Here is a 13,488-nt window from a genome sequence, read left to right as displayed (position 1 = left end):
AACATGCATCCACAACGCCGTGAGTTCTTCGCGCGGGTCGCCGGCCTGGGCCTGGTCGCCGCCCTGCCCTGGCCATCGCCCGCCCGCGCCGCCGTCTACCCCGACAAGCCGGTGCGTTTCTACGTGCCCTATCCGCCGGGCGCCGCCACCGATACCCTGGGCCGCATGGCCGCGCAAATCTACGGACAGCAGTTCGGCCAGACCTTCGTGGTCGAAAACCGCGGAGGCGGCGGCACCACCATCGGCACGCGCGCGGTCGCGACGGCGGCGCCGGACGGCTATGCCATCGGCATCGTCGACTCGACCTTCACCATCAACCCCGGCCTGCTGGGCGCGCGGCTGCCCTATGACACGCTGAAGGACTTCGCGCCCATCTCGCTGATGGCGACCGCCCCCTTCGTCATGGTGGTCAACCCCGCCGTGCCGGCCAAGGATCTCGCGTCGTTCCTGGCGCTGGCCAAGGCCCAGCCGGGCACGCTGTCCTTCGGGTCGGCCGGCGTCGGCAGCGCCCCGCACCTGGCGGGCGAACAGCTCAAGCAGGAAGCGGGCGTGCAACTGCTCCACGTGCCTTACCGGGGCGGCGGAACGGTTTTCACCGACCTGCTGGGCGGCCAGGTGCAATTCGCCTTCGCCACCGTGCCCACATTGCTGGAACACATCAAGGCTGGCCGCCTGCGCGCGCTGGCGGTCACCACGCCACAGCGGCTGCCGCAATTGCCCGACGTGCCGACCTTCGGCGAAGCCGGGCTGCCCGGGGTCGATACGACGCCGCTGTTCGGGGTGCTGGCGCCGGCGGGAACGCCTGGCGAGATCGTTGACCGGCTGTCGTCCACGCTGGCGCAGTCCGTCCGGCAAGGCGAGCTGCATGGGAAGCTGGTCGGACTGGGGTTCGATCCGGTCGGCAGCACCCCGGCGGAATTCGACCAGCGGATACGGGCGGAGGTCGCCAAATGGACGGTGGTGATCCGGAAAGGCGGTATCAAGGCTGAATAGCGCCGGATAGCGCCGCCGATTTGCCTTTAAGATGCGTCGTAAAGCGCGAGCCGGCCCAAGCCGGCCGTCAACCGGAGACGCAGGCCTTGGTCGCAGCCCTTCCCCAAACGGAACCCTTCCCTACTTTCGAGACCTCGGATTTCTCGGGAGCGGGCACCTTCTATTTCGACCTTGTCCGTCTGCAGGACCGTGGCGATATTCCGCGCGGCTTCCTGCATCGGCACAGCTACTATCACCTGTTGTGGATGAGCCGCGCGCAGGGGACGCACCTGCTGGACTTCGAACGGTTCGAGGTGCGCGACCATGCCGTTTTCTTCCTGACGCCCGGGCAAGTGCATGCCTGGACCTCCAGCGTGCACCCGCACGGCTACGTCCTGAACATCAGCACCGAATTCTTCGCCCACATGTTTCCGCGCGCGGACGACATCGCCAAGTTCCCCTTCTTCCACCTGACCCGTGGCAGCCCGGCGCTCTACCTGACGCGGGCGCAACACGACGACCTGCTACCCCTGCTGGCGCAGATCGAGCAAGAAACCCTGGAACGCGGCGCCGGCTGCTTCGATATCGTGCGGTCCTGCTTGTTGATCCTGCTGACCAAGCTGCGCCGCCTTTATCCCGTCGACGCGCCGGCTACCGGCGCGGGGCCGTCCCATGACCTGACTCGCAGGCTAGGCTTGTTGATCGAGGACCGCTACCTGCAATTCAGGACCATGCGCGAATACGCCGACGCGCTCCGGGTCAGCGAGCGCCAGCTCAATGAGGCGGTAAAGCGGGCCGTGGGCCAGACCGCGAGCCAGCTGATACAGGCGCGCATCGTACTGGAGGCCAAGCGCCTGCTCACCCATACCGGCAAGAGCATTTCCGAAATCGCCTTCCAGTTGAATTTCGAGGATCCGGCCTACTTCGCGCGCTTCTTCAAGAAACACGCCGGCTCCACGCCGGGCGACTTCCGGCGCCAATACAGCCATCCCATCGACGCCGGCCCCGCTGCAAAAAAGTCCTGGACTGGCGCTGATCCGTCCTAACGCTGTCCGGCCCATCCTGCGTACAGTCATGCCTGAACTCGCCGCTGCCGGCGAGGCGAGACGCGCAGGGTTACCAAGCGCGCAACCAGGACGAGACAACCATGAAAAAGCTGCTGACCATCGTGGCGCGGGCATGCGTCACCTTGACGCTGGCCGTGGGAGCCACTGCCGCCCACGCCGATTTCCCCCAGCGTCCCCTACGCGTCATCGTGCCCTTCGCGCCGGGCGGCGCGACCGATGTCATCGCGCGCACCGTCGCGCAGGCGATGTCGGTGCGCCTGGGCCAGCCCGTCGTCGTCGAAAACAAGGCGGGCGCCAACGGCAATATCGGCGCGGTCATGGCCGCGCGCGCCGAACCGGACGGCTATACCCTGCTGATGGCGACGTCCAGCCACGCCATCAATGCCACGCTTTACCCACATCTGGACTACAGCCTGACGAAGGACTTCGCGGCGCTGTCCAACCTCGCGTCCGTGCCGCTGTTGCTGGTGACGCATCCCTCGGTGCCGGCCAGGACCGTGACGGAGCTGGCCGCCTATGCAAAGGCCAGCGGCAGCCGAATGAACTACGCCTCGGGCGGCACGGGCACGGCGGCGCACCTGGCGGGCGCGCAATTCAATACCCTCGTCGGCGCCAACATGACACATGTACCCTACAAGGGCGGCGCCCAGGCGTTGAATGACCTGATGGGCGGACAGGTGCAGATCATGTTCGCCAACCTGCCCGAGGTGCTTGCCCAGGTGCAGGGCGGCCGCATCAAGCCACTGGCCGTGACCGGCGATCACCGCCACGCCGCGCTGCCTGACGTGCCCGCGTTTTCCGAAACCCCCTATGCGGCCATGAACGCGCGCTCCTGGTTCGGCCTGTTCGCGCCGGCCGCCGTGCCCGCGCCCGTCATCGACAAGCTCTCCACGGTCATTACCCAAAGCGTGGCCGATCCCGCCGTGCAGGAAAAGCTGCGCGGACTGGGCGCCGATCCGGTGGGCGACGGCCATGCCGCCTTCCAGCAATATGTCGAGTTGGACGTCGTCCGCTGGCGCGACCTGGTGCGGCAGTCCGGCGCCACGCCCGATTGATCCTTGCCGCGATCCCTTCCGGGGAACCGCCACACCGCGAAACCGCGATCGCGCATTCCGCCAGCAGATCGGGCCCGCCCATCCACCATTTCCATCGAGCCACACCAAGAAAGGAATCCGCATGCTTTACGACGTCCGCACCTACACCTGCCGTCCCGGCACCATCAGGAAGCACCTGGCCCTCTATGCGGAGCACGGCTACGAAATACAGAGCCGCCACCTGGGCAAGCCGCTGGCCTACATGCAGACAGACACCGGCAACGTGAACAGCTATATGCACATCTGGGTCTACCGCGACGCGGCCGACCGCGAAGCCCGCCGGCTGGCCTTGCAGAAGGATCCCGACTGGACGGCCTACCTGGCCAAGAGCGCCGAGGCGGCCTACGTGATCAGCCAGGAAAATCGCTTGATGACCGCGGTGCCGTTCTTCCAGCCATAGTCGTCGGCGCGTCCGGTACCGCGTCGCGTCCGTGGCCGATGCGAGCCTCGCGGCAGACAGCGTCCCATGGCCCCGCGCGCAAGCAATGCGGGGCGCGCATCATGGCACGTCCGGCCGAGGGTCCGGCACGAAGCCATCGACATTGGGCATGCGGACCTTCAACAGCGTCTGCGCGTTGGCCGGCTGGCCGTCCGGCCACAAGCCGTTGAGCGAGAGCACATAGGCCGTGACGGCATAGACTTCGTCGTCGCCCAGGCTTTGCGGCGCGGTCAGGGGCATGGCGCGGCGTATGTAGTCGAACAGCGTCGTGGCATAGGGCCAGTAGCTGCCGACGGTACGTATCGGCTTCCTGTCCTTGAGCGTGCCGAATCCACCGGCCAGGCGGTCCCCGACGCCGCCCTCGCCCTTGGCGCCATGGCAGGACACGCACTGCGCGGTGTAAAGCTGCTGCCCCTGGGCCAAGGTGCCGCTGCCGGGAGGCAGGTTCTTGCCGTCGGGGGCGACATCGATGTTCCAGCCCGATACCTGGCGCGGCGTGACGGGCGTGCCCAGGCCGTAGGGGCCGTGGGGAACGTTCGGAGCCGGGGCGGTCCCGCTGCCCGTAGTGGCAGCGGTGGCAACACTGGCCGCTTTTCCGCCATCCGTGGCGGCCGGGCTGCCCGTGGCCCCGGCGGCAGCCAGAAGCGAGCAAGCCGCCACGAACAAAGACTGGGCCACGCGCCGCGGTCGGCGCGGCTCGGCACTCTTCTCACAGGCGCGCATTGGTCACCTCCCCGCTGGCCGCCACGCGCCAGGGCGTGATGGCGTTGTTGTGATAACCCGAATTCAGGCCCCGTACGTCCACCAAGGCCTCCAGCGGTGGCTGCACGTAGCCCGTTTCGTCGGTGGCGCGGCTCTGGATCACCGCCGGCGCGCCGTCCCAGCGCCACGCGAAGTTGAAGCGCGTCACCGCCTTGCTCAACACAGGCTCCTGCAAGCGCGCTTCCTGCCACGTCCGCCCCTCGTCCACCGACACTTCCACGCGCCGTATCTTGCCGCGTCCGCTCCAGGCAATGCCGCGGATCTCGTGAAAACCGGGACCGGGCAAGCGCTGGCCCCCTGAAGGCGTGGTGATGATGGACTTGGCCTCCATGTAGAACGTGAACTGCCGCGCGGTGCCGTCGGGCATCAGGTCGGTGTACTTCGCGGTCTCTTCGCGCGAGTAGACGGGCTGCTCGGCCAAGTGCAGGCGTCGCAGCCACTTCACACTCATATTGCCCTCGAAGCCGGGCAGCAGCAGGCGCAGCGGATAGCCCTGCTCCGGCCGCAGCCGCTCGCCGTTCTGGCTGTATACCAGCAAGGCATCGTCCAGGCATTTCTCGATAGGCACGCTGCGCGTCATGGCCGCCGCGTCCGCGCCCTCGGCCACCGCCCACCGCGCTTGCGGCTGCAAGCCGGCTTCCTCCAGCACCGTGCGCAGCGGCACGCCTGTCCACTCCGCGCAGCTGATCAGGCCATTGGCCTCGGCCGCCGTCCTGCCGTACACATCGAAACCCGGGTTGCCGGAACACTCCAGGAAATGGATGCGCGACACCGACGGGAAGCGGCGCAGGTCCTCGACGGAGAACAGCAGTTCCTTGCGCACCAGGCCATGCACCAGCAGGCGATGTTGCGCGGGATCGATGTCGGGCACGCCGCCGTGATGCCGTTCATAGAACAGGCCGTTGGGCGTAATGATGCCATCCAGTTCGGCGATGGGCGTGCGCGAAGAGGACGAAATGTATTGCTTGTCGGTGGCACGGACGCCACGCACCACGCGTTTTTCAAATGTCGAGGGCTTGCCATAGGGCTGTCCGCCAACCGGTGCGCCGGGCGTCCTGGACCAGGTCGGGACGGGCAAGGGGCCGTCCGCCGGTGCGGCCGTCCCCGCGGACGCGGATGCTGGCGCTTGTGCCTGGGCGCCGGCGGCAACCGTCGCCGATACGCCCAGCGCGGCCGCCTTTTCCAGGAATTGTCTGCGTGAAGTCACGATATGGGATCCGGATGAAAAACCGGTAGATGCTATCGATGCCGGCCAGGCGCGGGAACGACGGTCTCGCGATATGGATATTCCGCGCCTCCCAGGCCTGCGCCGCGCCATGACATCCCATATCGATATGAGAAATCGGCTGTTAAGAACACCGCGCGATGGCTCGACAATCGTCGTTCGGACGGCGACATCCCCGCCGCGCACTCCTGGAACGACGATACTCATGCACCTTCCCAAACCACTGTCCCGTGTGTCCCGTACGGCATCGCGATACGCGCGACGATGGCTACCGCCCCTGTTGTTCGCCTTCGGCGCTGCCCATGCCGCGCAAAGCACCGCGCCCATCCCGGATACCGTACCGCCCGGAACCGTCCTGCGTATCGGCGACCCCAAGACCCAGCGTGCGCTGGAGCTGTCGGGCGAACTGCGGAAGCTTCCGTTCAAGATCGAATGGGCCAATATCAGCGGCGGCCCGCGCACGATCGAGGCGTTCCGCGCGAATGCGCTGGACCTCGGCTCGGTGGCCGACATTCCTCCCATCCATGCGACGTGGACCGGCTTGCCCGTACGCATCGTCGCTGCGTCGTTCCGCAAGGAACCCATCGACCATCCGATCTACAAGCTGGGCATCGCGCCCGGTGCCAGGATAGACGGCATCGCCGACCTCAAGGGCAAGAAAATCGCCTACAGCCCCGGTCAGGCGCAAGGCGCGCTGGTGCTGCGCATTCTGCAAAAGGCCGGGCTCACGCAGAAAGACGTGACGCTGGTGGAAATGCCCAGCACGGGCGACGTCTACGTCAGCGCGCTGGCCAACAAACTGGTGGACGCCGCCCCGATCGCCGAGGCCAACCAGCCGCGCTACCTGGCCAACTACGGCCATGGCGGCGCCAAGGTGATTTCGCACGGGCTGCGTGACGATCCCTGGTATATCTATGGGCTGCAATCGGTGCTGGACGACCCGGCCAAGGCCGCGGCCGTGCGCGAGTACGTCAAGGCGTGGGCACGCGCCACGCGTTGGATCAATGAGCATCCGGAGCAATGGGTGCAAGGCTACTACGTCGAGCACGAGGGCCTGAAAGCCGATGCGGGCCGCTATCTGGTCCAGTCCGCCGGAGAACCCGACATTCCCGCGGATTGGAATGCGGTGATCGAACGCCAGCAGGCTACCATCGACCTGCTGGCCAAGGAGACGAACAAGCCCCGCCTGAATGCGGCCGATCTTTTCGACCGGCGCTATGAGTTCGTCGCGGCGCGCGCACTGGAGCAACCGTGATGGCGGATACCGCTTCCACCCTGGGCGCGCTGCGCCGGCTGTCGGGACGCGGCATCGGCGCCAGGCCGCGCACTAGCTCGTCCGTCGCGGCCGACGCCGCGCCCACGCCGGCCGCCGCTTCCACGCCCGGCGCCGCCTCGCCCGCCGCCTCCATGCCCGATGCCGCCTCGCCACGCCGGCATCCGCGCCTCGGCCCCGGCCGGCCGATCCGCTACGGCGCCGCGCTAGGGCCCTTGCTGCTCCTGTTGCTCTGGATCGTGGGATCGTGGACGGGCTACATCGACAGCCGCACGCTGTCGCCACCGTGGGTCGTGGTGAGCACGGCGGCCGACCTGATAGGCTCCGGCCGGCTCTGGTCCAACTTCGAGACCTCGCTATGGCGCGCGCTGCAAGGCCTGTTCTGGGGCGTCGTCGCGGGCGGCGCGCTGGGCGTACTGTCCGGCCTGAGCCGCCTGGGTGAATACCTGCTGGACGGCCCGGTGCAAATCAAGCGGTCCATACCCAGCCTGGCGCTGGTGCCCCTGCTGATGCTGTGGCTGGGCATAGGCGAAGGCATGAAGGTCACCGCCATCGCCCTGATCGTCTTCGTGCCCATCTATATCCAGACCCACGATTGCCTGCGCGCCATCGACAGCCGGTATCTCGAACTGTCGGAAACGCTGGGCGTCGGCCGTTGGGAATTCATCCGCAACGTGGTGCTTCCGGGCGCCCTGCCCGGCTTCCTGCTGGGCCTGCGCTTCGCGGTCACCTATTCCTGGCTGGCGCTGGTGGTGGTCGAGCAGGTGAACTCCACCAGCGGCATCGGCTACATGATCGAGCTGGCGCGCACGTATGGGCAAACGGAAGTCATCATCGTCGGCCTGGCGCTTTATGCGCTGCTGGGCCTGAGTTCGGACGCCCTGGTGCGTCTACTGCAACGCAAGGTACTCAAATGGCGCAAGACACTGGCGGATTGAACCCGGCCGACGGCGTGGTGCGCGTGCGCGCGCTACGCCGCGCCTTTGGCGCGCGCACCATCCTGGACAATATCGATCTCGATATCCGGCGCGGCGAGTTCGTGGCCCTGCTGGGCCGCAGCGGCTCCGGCAAGAGCACGTTTCTTCGCGCCCTGGCCAACCTGGACCATGACGTCCAGGGCAGCGGCGACCTGCGCGTGCCGGAGAAGCTCTCGGTCGTATTCCAGGACGCCCGTCTGCTGCCCTGGAAGCGCCTGCTCGACAACGTCACCTACGGACTGCGCGGGCCGGATGCGCGCGGACGCGCCAGCGCGGCGCTGGCCGAGGTCGGATTGGCCGGCCGCGAAAGCGCCTGGCCGGCTGAACTCTCGGGCGGCGAGCAGCAGCGCGTCGCATTGGCGCGGGCATTGGTGCGGGAGCCAGAACTGCTTTTGGCCGACGAGCCGTTCGGCGCCCTGGACGCACTGACGCGGCTGCGCATGCATGCGCTGTTGCGCCGCCTGTGCGACGCGCACCAGCCCGCCGTCCTGCTGGTCACGCATGACGTGGACGAGGCCATACACCTGGCCCAGCGTGTCATCGTGCTGGACCAGGGACGCCTGGTCGTGGATGTCCCGGTGGACCTGCCTGCCGCCGCCGGCGCCCGGGAAGCGCGGGTGGTGTCGCTGCGCAGGCGCCTGCTGGCCAGCCTCGGCGTGACGGCGGAGGAAGCGGAAGCCGCGGAAGCGGCATAGTGGCGCCTATTGGGGCTCCTGTTGGGGCTCCTATCGCGGCACCTATTGCTGCCCGTCAGTGGGCTTGAAATTCAGGACCCGCATGGCGGGACGCACGTCCTGCGGCGCGTAGTCGTCCCAAGGACTGTCAGCGACATCCAGTCTTTCATGGATATTGCTGACGGTCCACTGGGCCCCGCTTTTCAAGGCATGCAACTCGTCCCAGGCGAGGGGAACCGACACGCCCATCCCTGGACGGGAGCGGGCCGACCAGGCGGCCACGGTCGTGGCGCCGAATCCGTTGCGAAGATAATCGACGAAGATACGGCCCACGCGGTTCTTCGGACCGCTCTTGGAAACGAAGCGATCCGGCAGCGTGCGCGCCAGGTGTCGCGTCACCTCGGCGGAAAAATCCTTCACGGTATCCCACCCATACTGCTTGCGCAGCGGGACGACGACATGCAGGCCCTTGCCGCCGCTGGTCTTGAGCCAGGCCTTCAGGCCCAGTTCGTCGAGCATGGCATGGACCAGTTCCGCGCCTTCGACCACCTGCGGCCACCGCACCCCTTCGCCAGGATCCAGGTCGAACAACATGCGGTCGGGCGTATCGATAGCCGTGTACACCGCGTTCCAGGTATGGAACTCGATCGTGTTCATCTGCACGGCCGACATGATGGCCGTGGGGGTCGGCACCTCCAGCAGCGAGGGATGCCCTGGGTACAGCGCCTTGGGCAGATCCCGCACCTCGGGCATGGGCGCTTCCAGGTGCTTCTGGAAGAAGAGCTCGTGATCGATGCCTTGCGGCGCCCGCACGAGCGAGACCGGGCGATGTTCCAGATGCTTGAGCAGCAAAGGCGCCACCAGGCCATAGAACCGCGCGAGGTCCAGTTTGGTGATGCCCGTGCTGGCGTCGATGACCCGGTCGGGGTGCGTCAGCCTCGGGCCCTGCCCCGCGCCACGGTCGTTCGCGCGATTTCCCTTGCCGTCCTTCCCGTCCTTGCCGGCCGCCCGGCCCGTGGTCGAGTTCGGTGACGTCGAACTGCCCTTGGCCGCCTTGCCTTGCGTTCCATCCGCGGCTTCGGCCGACGCGACCGCCTTGTCGCCCGCTGCGCGCGATTTCTCCGCCGGCCGTTTCACGTCCTCCTCGCCCACCGCGCGCTCGCGCGTGATGTCGCGCGCCGGCTTGTCTTCGCGCAGGCCCTTGAATACCGCATGGCGCACATGGCCGCCGTCGGTCCACGCGCCGAAGGCCACCTCCGCGACCTGTTCCGGCCTCACCCACTGCACGTTGCGTTCCGTGGGTTTCCCGGTCAACCGCGCCGGCGCGCGGTCCGCCGCCAATGACGACAGCCGCTTGTACACCCGGTCCAGCATGGCGTCGTCGAAACCGGTACCGACCTTGCCCGCGTAGCGCAAGGCCCCGTCTTTTTCGTTGACCGCCAGCAACAAGGCGCCGAGTCCGCGCCGGCTGCCTTGTGGCGGCGTATAGCCGACGATGATGAACTCCTGGCGTTGGCCGCACTTGACCTTGATCCATGATGGCGACCGACGAGAGACATAGGACGCCTCGCGGCGCTTGCCGATCAGGCCCTCGAATCCCATCCGGCAGGCCGAGGCGGCCAGGTCGCCCGGCGGCGCATCGAACGTCGCGCTGAAACGCAGCGGGTCACCCGGGCCGCGCTCCAATACCTTCTCCAGCCAGCCGCGCCTTTCCTCCAGGACCACCCCACGCAGATCGCGGCCGCTGAGATAGGGGGCATCGAACAGGTAATAGACGATCCCCTTGGTGCGGTCGCTGTCGAACGCGTTCTGCAAGGCCTGGAAGTTGGGGCGGCCTTCATCATCCAGTACGACGATCTCACCATCCAGCCAACCGTCGACAATGGGCAATTGCGCCAAGGCCCGCGCCAGGTGCGGCAAGCGGTCCGTCCAGTCATTGCCTTTGCGCGTATAGAGACGCACGTCGCCGTTATCGAGACGGGCCAGGATGCGGTAGCCGTCGAACTTCAGTTCGTAGATCCAGTCCCGGCCGACGGGCGGCTTGCCCGCGTAGAGCGTCGCCAATTGCGGCTGCAGTCTAGCCGGCAATGCGGCAGCCACGCCGGGCAGGTTGGCCTCCGACACCACCGTTGCATACGCGGGGTCGATGTCCCCTTGCGCTTGAACGGCTTTCTTTTGCTCGGCGGCCTTGGCGCCACGACCTTTGGCGGCCGCAGCGGCGCGCCTGGGCTTCGCCGTCCCGTCCGCGCCGTTGCGCAGCGGCACCACGCTGTCCGGCATCTGGTCGATCACGCTGAACGCATGTTCCGTACGCGCTTCCTCGTCCTTTTCCTTGATCAGCAGCCATGGCGGCTGCTTCTCCGACTTGCCTTTCATCCGCACCAGGGCCCAGCGGCCGTGCAGCTTGACGCCATGCAGGTCGAACTTCAGGTGTCCCTCGCGATAACCCTTGCGGGCATCGCCTAGCGGCGTCCACGTGCCTTCGTCCCAGATGATGACCTTGCCCGCCCCATAGTGCCCTTCAGGAATGGTGCCCTCGAACTGGTTGTATGCGATGGGGTGGTCCTCTACCTGCACCGCCATGCGCTTGACCGTGGGATCCAGCGATGGCCCCTTGGGCACGGCCCAGCTTTTCATGGCGCCATCCAGCTCCAGCCGGAAGTCGTAGTGCAGGCGCGACGCCCAATGTTTCTGGATGACGAAGGCCGGCGCGTCCGGATGCGCCTGGCCGCCGCTGGCCGGCTCCGTCGTGGCCTTGAAATCGCGCTTGGCGCGATAGGTCTTCAGGGTATCGTCCATGGATCAGGCCGCCTTGCGCGTGGTCGTCGAAGACGAACGCGCCGTGGACTTGCCCGCCCGCTTGCCGGCTGCCTTGGTGGCCTTCGCCTGCTTGGCTGACTTCGTCGCCGAGGGGCGTGTCGATTTGCCGGATGATTTGCTGCTCGATTTGCTGGCGGATTTGCCGGCTGACTTGCCGGCTGACTTGGTGGCCGACTTGCCCGCGGTCGATTTGCGCGCGGATTTACCCGCCGATCCACTGTCCGACTCGTCCGCCGCTTCCCGCCCTTCCCCAGCCCCCCTTGCTCCGCCATTGCCCTTGCGTCCCGCCAGGCTCTGCCGCAGCAAGGCGGTCAGGTCGATCACGTTGTCGCCACGCGGCGGCGCCTCCTCCTCCGGCTCGAACACCTGCTCCGTCTGCCCCGCCTTGGCGCGCTTCTCCACCAACCCCATGATGGCCGTGCGGAACTCGTCCTTGAACTCGTCCGGATTCCACTCGCCGGTCATGTCGTCCACCAGCATGCGCGCCATTTTCAGCTCGGCGGCACTGGGCGACATGGCCTTGGCACCCGCCTTGGGAAGGTCGAGCTCGTCCATCGACTTGACCTCGTCGCCCCAGCGCATCAGGTTCAATACCAGGCCGTCGCCGGACGGAATCAGGGCGGCCAGGTGCTGTTTGGTCTGTATCACCACCTTGGCGATCGCGATTTTCTCCGCCTTGGCCAGCGTATCGCGCAAGAGCGCGTAGACCTTCTGCCCGCGGGCAATGGGCGCCACGTAATACGGCCGCTCCAGGTACACGAAGGGTACGGCGCCAGCCTCGACAAACCGCAGGATCTCTATCGTCTGCGTGGTGCGGGGATAGGCCTCCTCGATTTCCTCGGGGGAGATGATGACGTACTGCCCGCTTTCGTACTCGACGCCCTTGACGATGTTCTCGCGGTCGATTTCCCGGCCGGTGCGCTTGTTGATACGCTTGTAGCCCACCGGGTCCATGGTGCGCTTGTCGAGCCAGTCGAAATCCACGCCCGAATCCCGCGTGGCGGTATGCAGGCCCACGGGAATATGGACCAGGCCGAAGGAGATGGCGCCCTTCCAAAGCGTGCGCGATGTAGTGCCAGCCATGACGATGCTCCAATGCGTGCAAGAGACGTCCTGAACAGCAGGAAATGTGCCTGCGGGCACGCGCGTTGCGTTACGCTAGCGACAAGCCCGCAGCAAACAGGAGTCCCAACATGCAGAACCCCTCTCCTCTTCGTCGGCCCGCCCAGCGTGGGACGGGCCGCGCCGCCGGCCGGCGCCCGATGGCCGCCGTCCTCACTGCCGCGCTCGCGGCCGCCCTGCTTGCCGGCTGCGCCGATGGCCGCTTCGACCACCCCGGGCCGCCGCATCCCGGCGCCGCCAACCCGTGGAGCAATGGCGGATTCAGCGACCCGGGCCCCAACTATCCGGCGACGGGACACTGACGCGCCGGTCGCCCCATCCGGCAGCCGGTCGGCACGTCGTCCTGGCTACGCAGCGGGCGACACTTCATCGCGGCGGAAGCATGCCTTGTCGTGGTCGTTGACGATGCCCACCGCCTGCATCCAGGCGTAGACGATGACCGGTCCGACGAACTTGAAACCGCGCCGCTTCAACTCCTTGGAAATCAGCTCGGAGACCGGGCTGGCCGTCAGGCGCGCGCCGCCGTGGGTGCGCGTCGGCTTGCCGCCCGTGAAGGACCAGCAGAACTCGGCGAAATCCTCGCCGTTCCTGGCCATTTCCAGGTAGATCCGGGCGCCGCGTATCGTCGCCTCTATCTTCGCGCGCGACCGCACGATCCCTGTGTCCTGCAACAGGCGTTCAACGTCCTTCTCGGTGTAGCGCGCCACCTTGGCCGGATCGAAATCCGCGAAGGCCTTGCGTAGCGCCGGCCGCTTGTGAAGTATGGTGCGCCACGACAAGCCGGCCTGAAAGCCGTCCAGCATCAGCTTTTCCCACAGCGCGCGGCTGTCGTACTCCGGCACGCCCCACTCTTCGTCGTGGTAGGCCTGCATACGGGCATCCTCGCCGGCCCAGGCGCAACGATGCCTGGCCGCCGCGCCGGCCTTGGGCGCCGGCGGCGGGGCAGCCGCCCTTTGCGCGGGCCTTTTCACGGCCGCTGCGGTTTCGACGGGGCCAGCCTTGCTGGCTCCGCGCTTGGCGGCGGCGGACCTGACCGCGGGAGCCGTCTTCGATGCTGTCATGT

13 protein-coding genes are annotated in these 13,488 nt (G+C 67.1%); 8 read left to right on the top strand and 5 right to left on the bottom strand.

The features are described from left to right. Positions 1 to 3 precede the first annotated feature (3 nt). The 4 genes from C7R54_RS10390 (at position 4) to C7R54_RS10375 (ending at position 3,533) form a co-directional block, all read left to right on the top strand. Positions 4 to 993, top strand: a complete 990-nt coding sequence (locus tag C7R54_RS10390; protein WP_129150132.1) for a Bug family tripartite tricarboxylate transporter substrate binding protein — start codon at positions 4 to 6, stop codon at positions 991 to 993. 86 nt (positions 994 to 1,079) lie between these two features. Then, a complete protein-coding gene (locus C7R54_RS10385) occupies positions 1,080 to 2,018 on the top strand; it encodes a helix-turn-helix domain-containing protein (protein ID WP_129150129.1) in 939 nt (312 codons plus the stop codon). 101 nt (positions 2,019 to 2,119) lie between these two features. Then, on the top strand, positions 2,120 to 3,094 hold the full coding sequence (locus tag C7R54_RS10380) for a Bug family tripartite tricarboxylate transporter substrate binding protein (protein ID WP_129150127.1): 975 nt from the start codon (positions 2,120 to 2,122) through the stop codon (positions 3,092 to 3,094). Positions 3,095 to 3,215: 121 nt separating this feature from the next. After that, complete coding sequence (locus C7R54_RS10375; protein ID WP_129150124.1) at positions 3,216 to 3,533, top strand: NIPSNAP family protein; 318 nt, start codon at positions 3,216 to 3,218, stop codon at positions 3,531 to 3,533. Positions 3,534 to 3,632: 99 nt separating this feature from the next. Here the strand turns inward: C7R54_RS10375 and C7R54_RS10370 are convergent, their stop codons facing one another. Both C7R54_RS10370 and soxC read right to left on the bottom strand, forming a co-directional pair. Further along, positions 3,633 to 4,250, bottom strand: a complete 618-nt coding sequence (locus C7R54_RS10370) for a c-type cytochrome (RefSeq protein WP_240039462.1) — start codon at positions 4,248 to 4,250, stop codon at positions 3,633 to 3,635. 31 nt (positions 4,251 to 4,281) lie between these two features. Then, a complete protein-coding gene (gene soxC, locus C7R54_RS10365) occupies positions 4,282 to 5,541 on the bottom strand; it encodes a sulfite dehydrogenase (protein WP_240039461.1) in 1,260 nt (419 codons plus the stop codon). A 223-nt stretch (positions 5,542 to 5,764) separates the two neighbouring features. Here soxC and C7R54_RS10360 point away from each other — a divergent pair, with 223 nt between their 5' ends. From C7R54_RS10360 to C7R54_RS10350, 3 genes are read left to right on the top strand one after another with little or no spacing between them, the layout of a single operon-like run. Next, positions 5,765 to 6,814 carry an ABC transporter substrate-binding protein gene (locus C7R54_RS10360; protein ID WP_129150118.1) on the top strand — a complete coding sequence of 350 codons (1,050 nt, stop codon included), beginning with the start codon at positions 5,765 to 5,767 and terminating at the stop codon, positions 6,812 to 6,814. Continuing rightward, the gene (locus C7R54_RS10355; protein WP_240039460.1) at positions 6,814 to 7,770 is read left to right on the top strand and encodes an ABC transporter permease; all 957 of its coding nucleotides are present in this window, start codon (positions 6,814 to 6,816) and stop codon (positions 7,768 to 7,770) included. The genes C7R54_RS10360 and C7R54_RS10355 overlap by 1 nt, the downstream gene beginning before the upstream one ends. Continuing rightward, the gene (locus C7R54_RS10350) at positions 7,746 to 8,504 is read left to right on the top strand and encodes an ABC transporter ATP-binding protein (protein WP_129150116.1); all 759 of its coding nucleotides are present in this window, start codon (positions 7,746 to 7,748) and stop codon (positions 8,502 to 8,504) included. The genes C7R54_RS10355 and C7R54_RS10350 overlap by 25 nt, the downstream gene beginning before the upstream one ends. A 42-nt stretch (positions 8,505 to 8,546) precedes the next feature. Here the strand turns inward: C7R54_RS10350 and ligD are convergent, their stop codons facing one another. Beyond that, positions 8,547 to 11,282, bottom strand: coding sequence for a DNA ligase D (gene ligD, locus C7R54_RS10345; RefSeq protein ID WP_129150114.1), 2,736 nt, complete (start codon positions 11,280 to 11,282; stop codon positions 8,547 to 8,549). Between the two features lie 3 nt (positions 11,283 to 11,285). After that, complete coding sequence (gene ku, locus C7R54_RS10340; RefSeq protein ID WP_129150112.1) at positions 11,286 to 12,386, bottom strand: non-homologous end joining protein Ku; 1,101 nt, start codon at positions 12,384 to 12,386, stop codon at positions 11,286 to 11,288. A gap of 110 nt (positions 12,387 to 12,496) precedes the next feature. On the opposite strand from ku, the gene C7R54_RS10335 reads away from it, so the two are divergent. Then, entirely contained in the window at positions 12,497 to 12,727 is a 231-nt protein-coding gene (locus C7R54_RS10335; protein WP_129150110.1) for a hypothetical protein, read from the top strand. Positions 12,728 to 12,772: 45 nt separating this feature from the next. Here C7R54_RS10335 and C7R54_RS10330 read toward each other — a convergent pair whose 3' ends face one another. Next, complete coding sequence (locus C7R54_RS10330; protein ID WP_240039459.1) at positions 12,773 to 13,297, bottom strand: DNA-3-methyladenine glycosylase I; 525 nt, start codon at positions 13,295 to 13,297, stop codon at positions 12,773 to 12,775. Positions 13,298 to 13,488 lie beyond the last annotated feature (191 nt).

It is taken from the genome of Achromobacter aloeverae, assembly GCF_004121055.1.
Classification (GTDB): Bacteria; Pseudomonadota; Gammaproteobacteria; order Burkholderiales; family Burkholderiaceae_B; genus Bordetella_C; species Bordetella_C aloeverae.
This window is presented reverse-complemented; position numbering and strand designations above follow the sequence as displayed.

Bases quoted from the DNA above. Each gene is read 5' to 3' on its own strand.
- C7R54_RS10380 (WP_129150127.1), top strand. From the start codon at position 2,120: ATGAAAAAGCTGCTGACCATCGTGGCGCGGGCATGCGTCACCTTGACG.
- C7R54_RS10350 (WP_129150116.1), top strand. From the start codon at position 7,746: ATGGCGCAAGACACTGGCGGATTGAACCCGGCCGACGGCGTGGTGCGC.
- C7R54_RS10360 (WP_129150118.1), top strand. From the start codon at position 5,765: ATGCACCTTCCCAAACCACTGTCCCGTGTGTCCCGTACGGCATCGCGA.
- C7R54_RS10375 (WP_129150124.1), top strand. From the start codon at position 3,216: ATGCTTTACGACGTCCGCACCTACACCTGCCGTCCCGGCACCATCAGG.
- C7R54_RS10355 (WP_240039460.1), top strand. From the start codon at position 6,814: ATGGCGGATACCGCTTCCACCCTGGGCGCGCTGCGCCGGCTGTCGGGA.
- C7R54_RS10335 (WP_129150110.1), top strand. From the start codon at position 12,497: ATGCAGAACCCCTCTCCTCTTCGTCGGCCCGCCCAGCGTGGGACGGGC.
- C7R54_RS10390 (WP_129150132.1), top strand. From the start codon at position 4: ATGCATCCACAACGCCGTGAGTTCTTCGCGCGGGTCGCCGGCCTGGGC.
- ku (WP_129150112.1), bottom strand. From the start codon at position 12,386: ATGGCTGGCACTACATCGCGCACGCTTTGGAAGGGCGCCATCTCCTTC.
- ligD (WP_129150114.1), bottom strand. From the start codon at position 11,282: ATGGACGATACCCTGAAGACCTATCGCGCCAAGCGCGATTTCAAGGCC.
- C7R54_RS10330 (WP_240039459.1), bottom strand. From the start codon at position 13,297: ATGCAGGCCTACCACGACGAAGAGTGGGGCGTGCCGGAGTACGACAGC.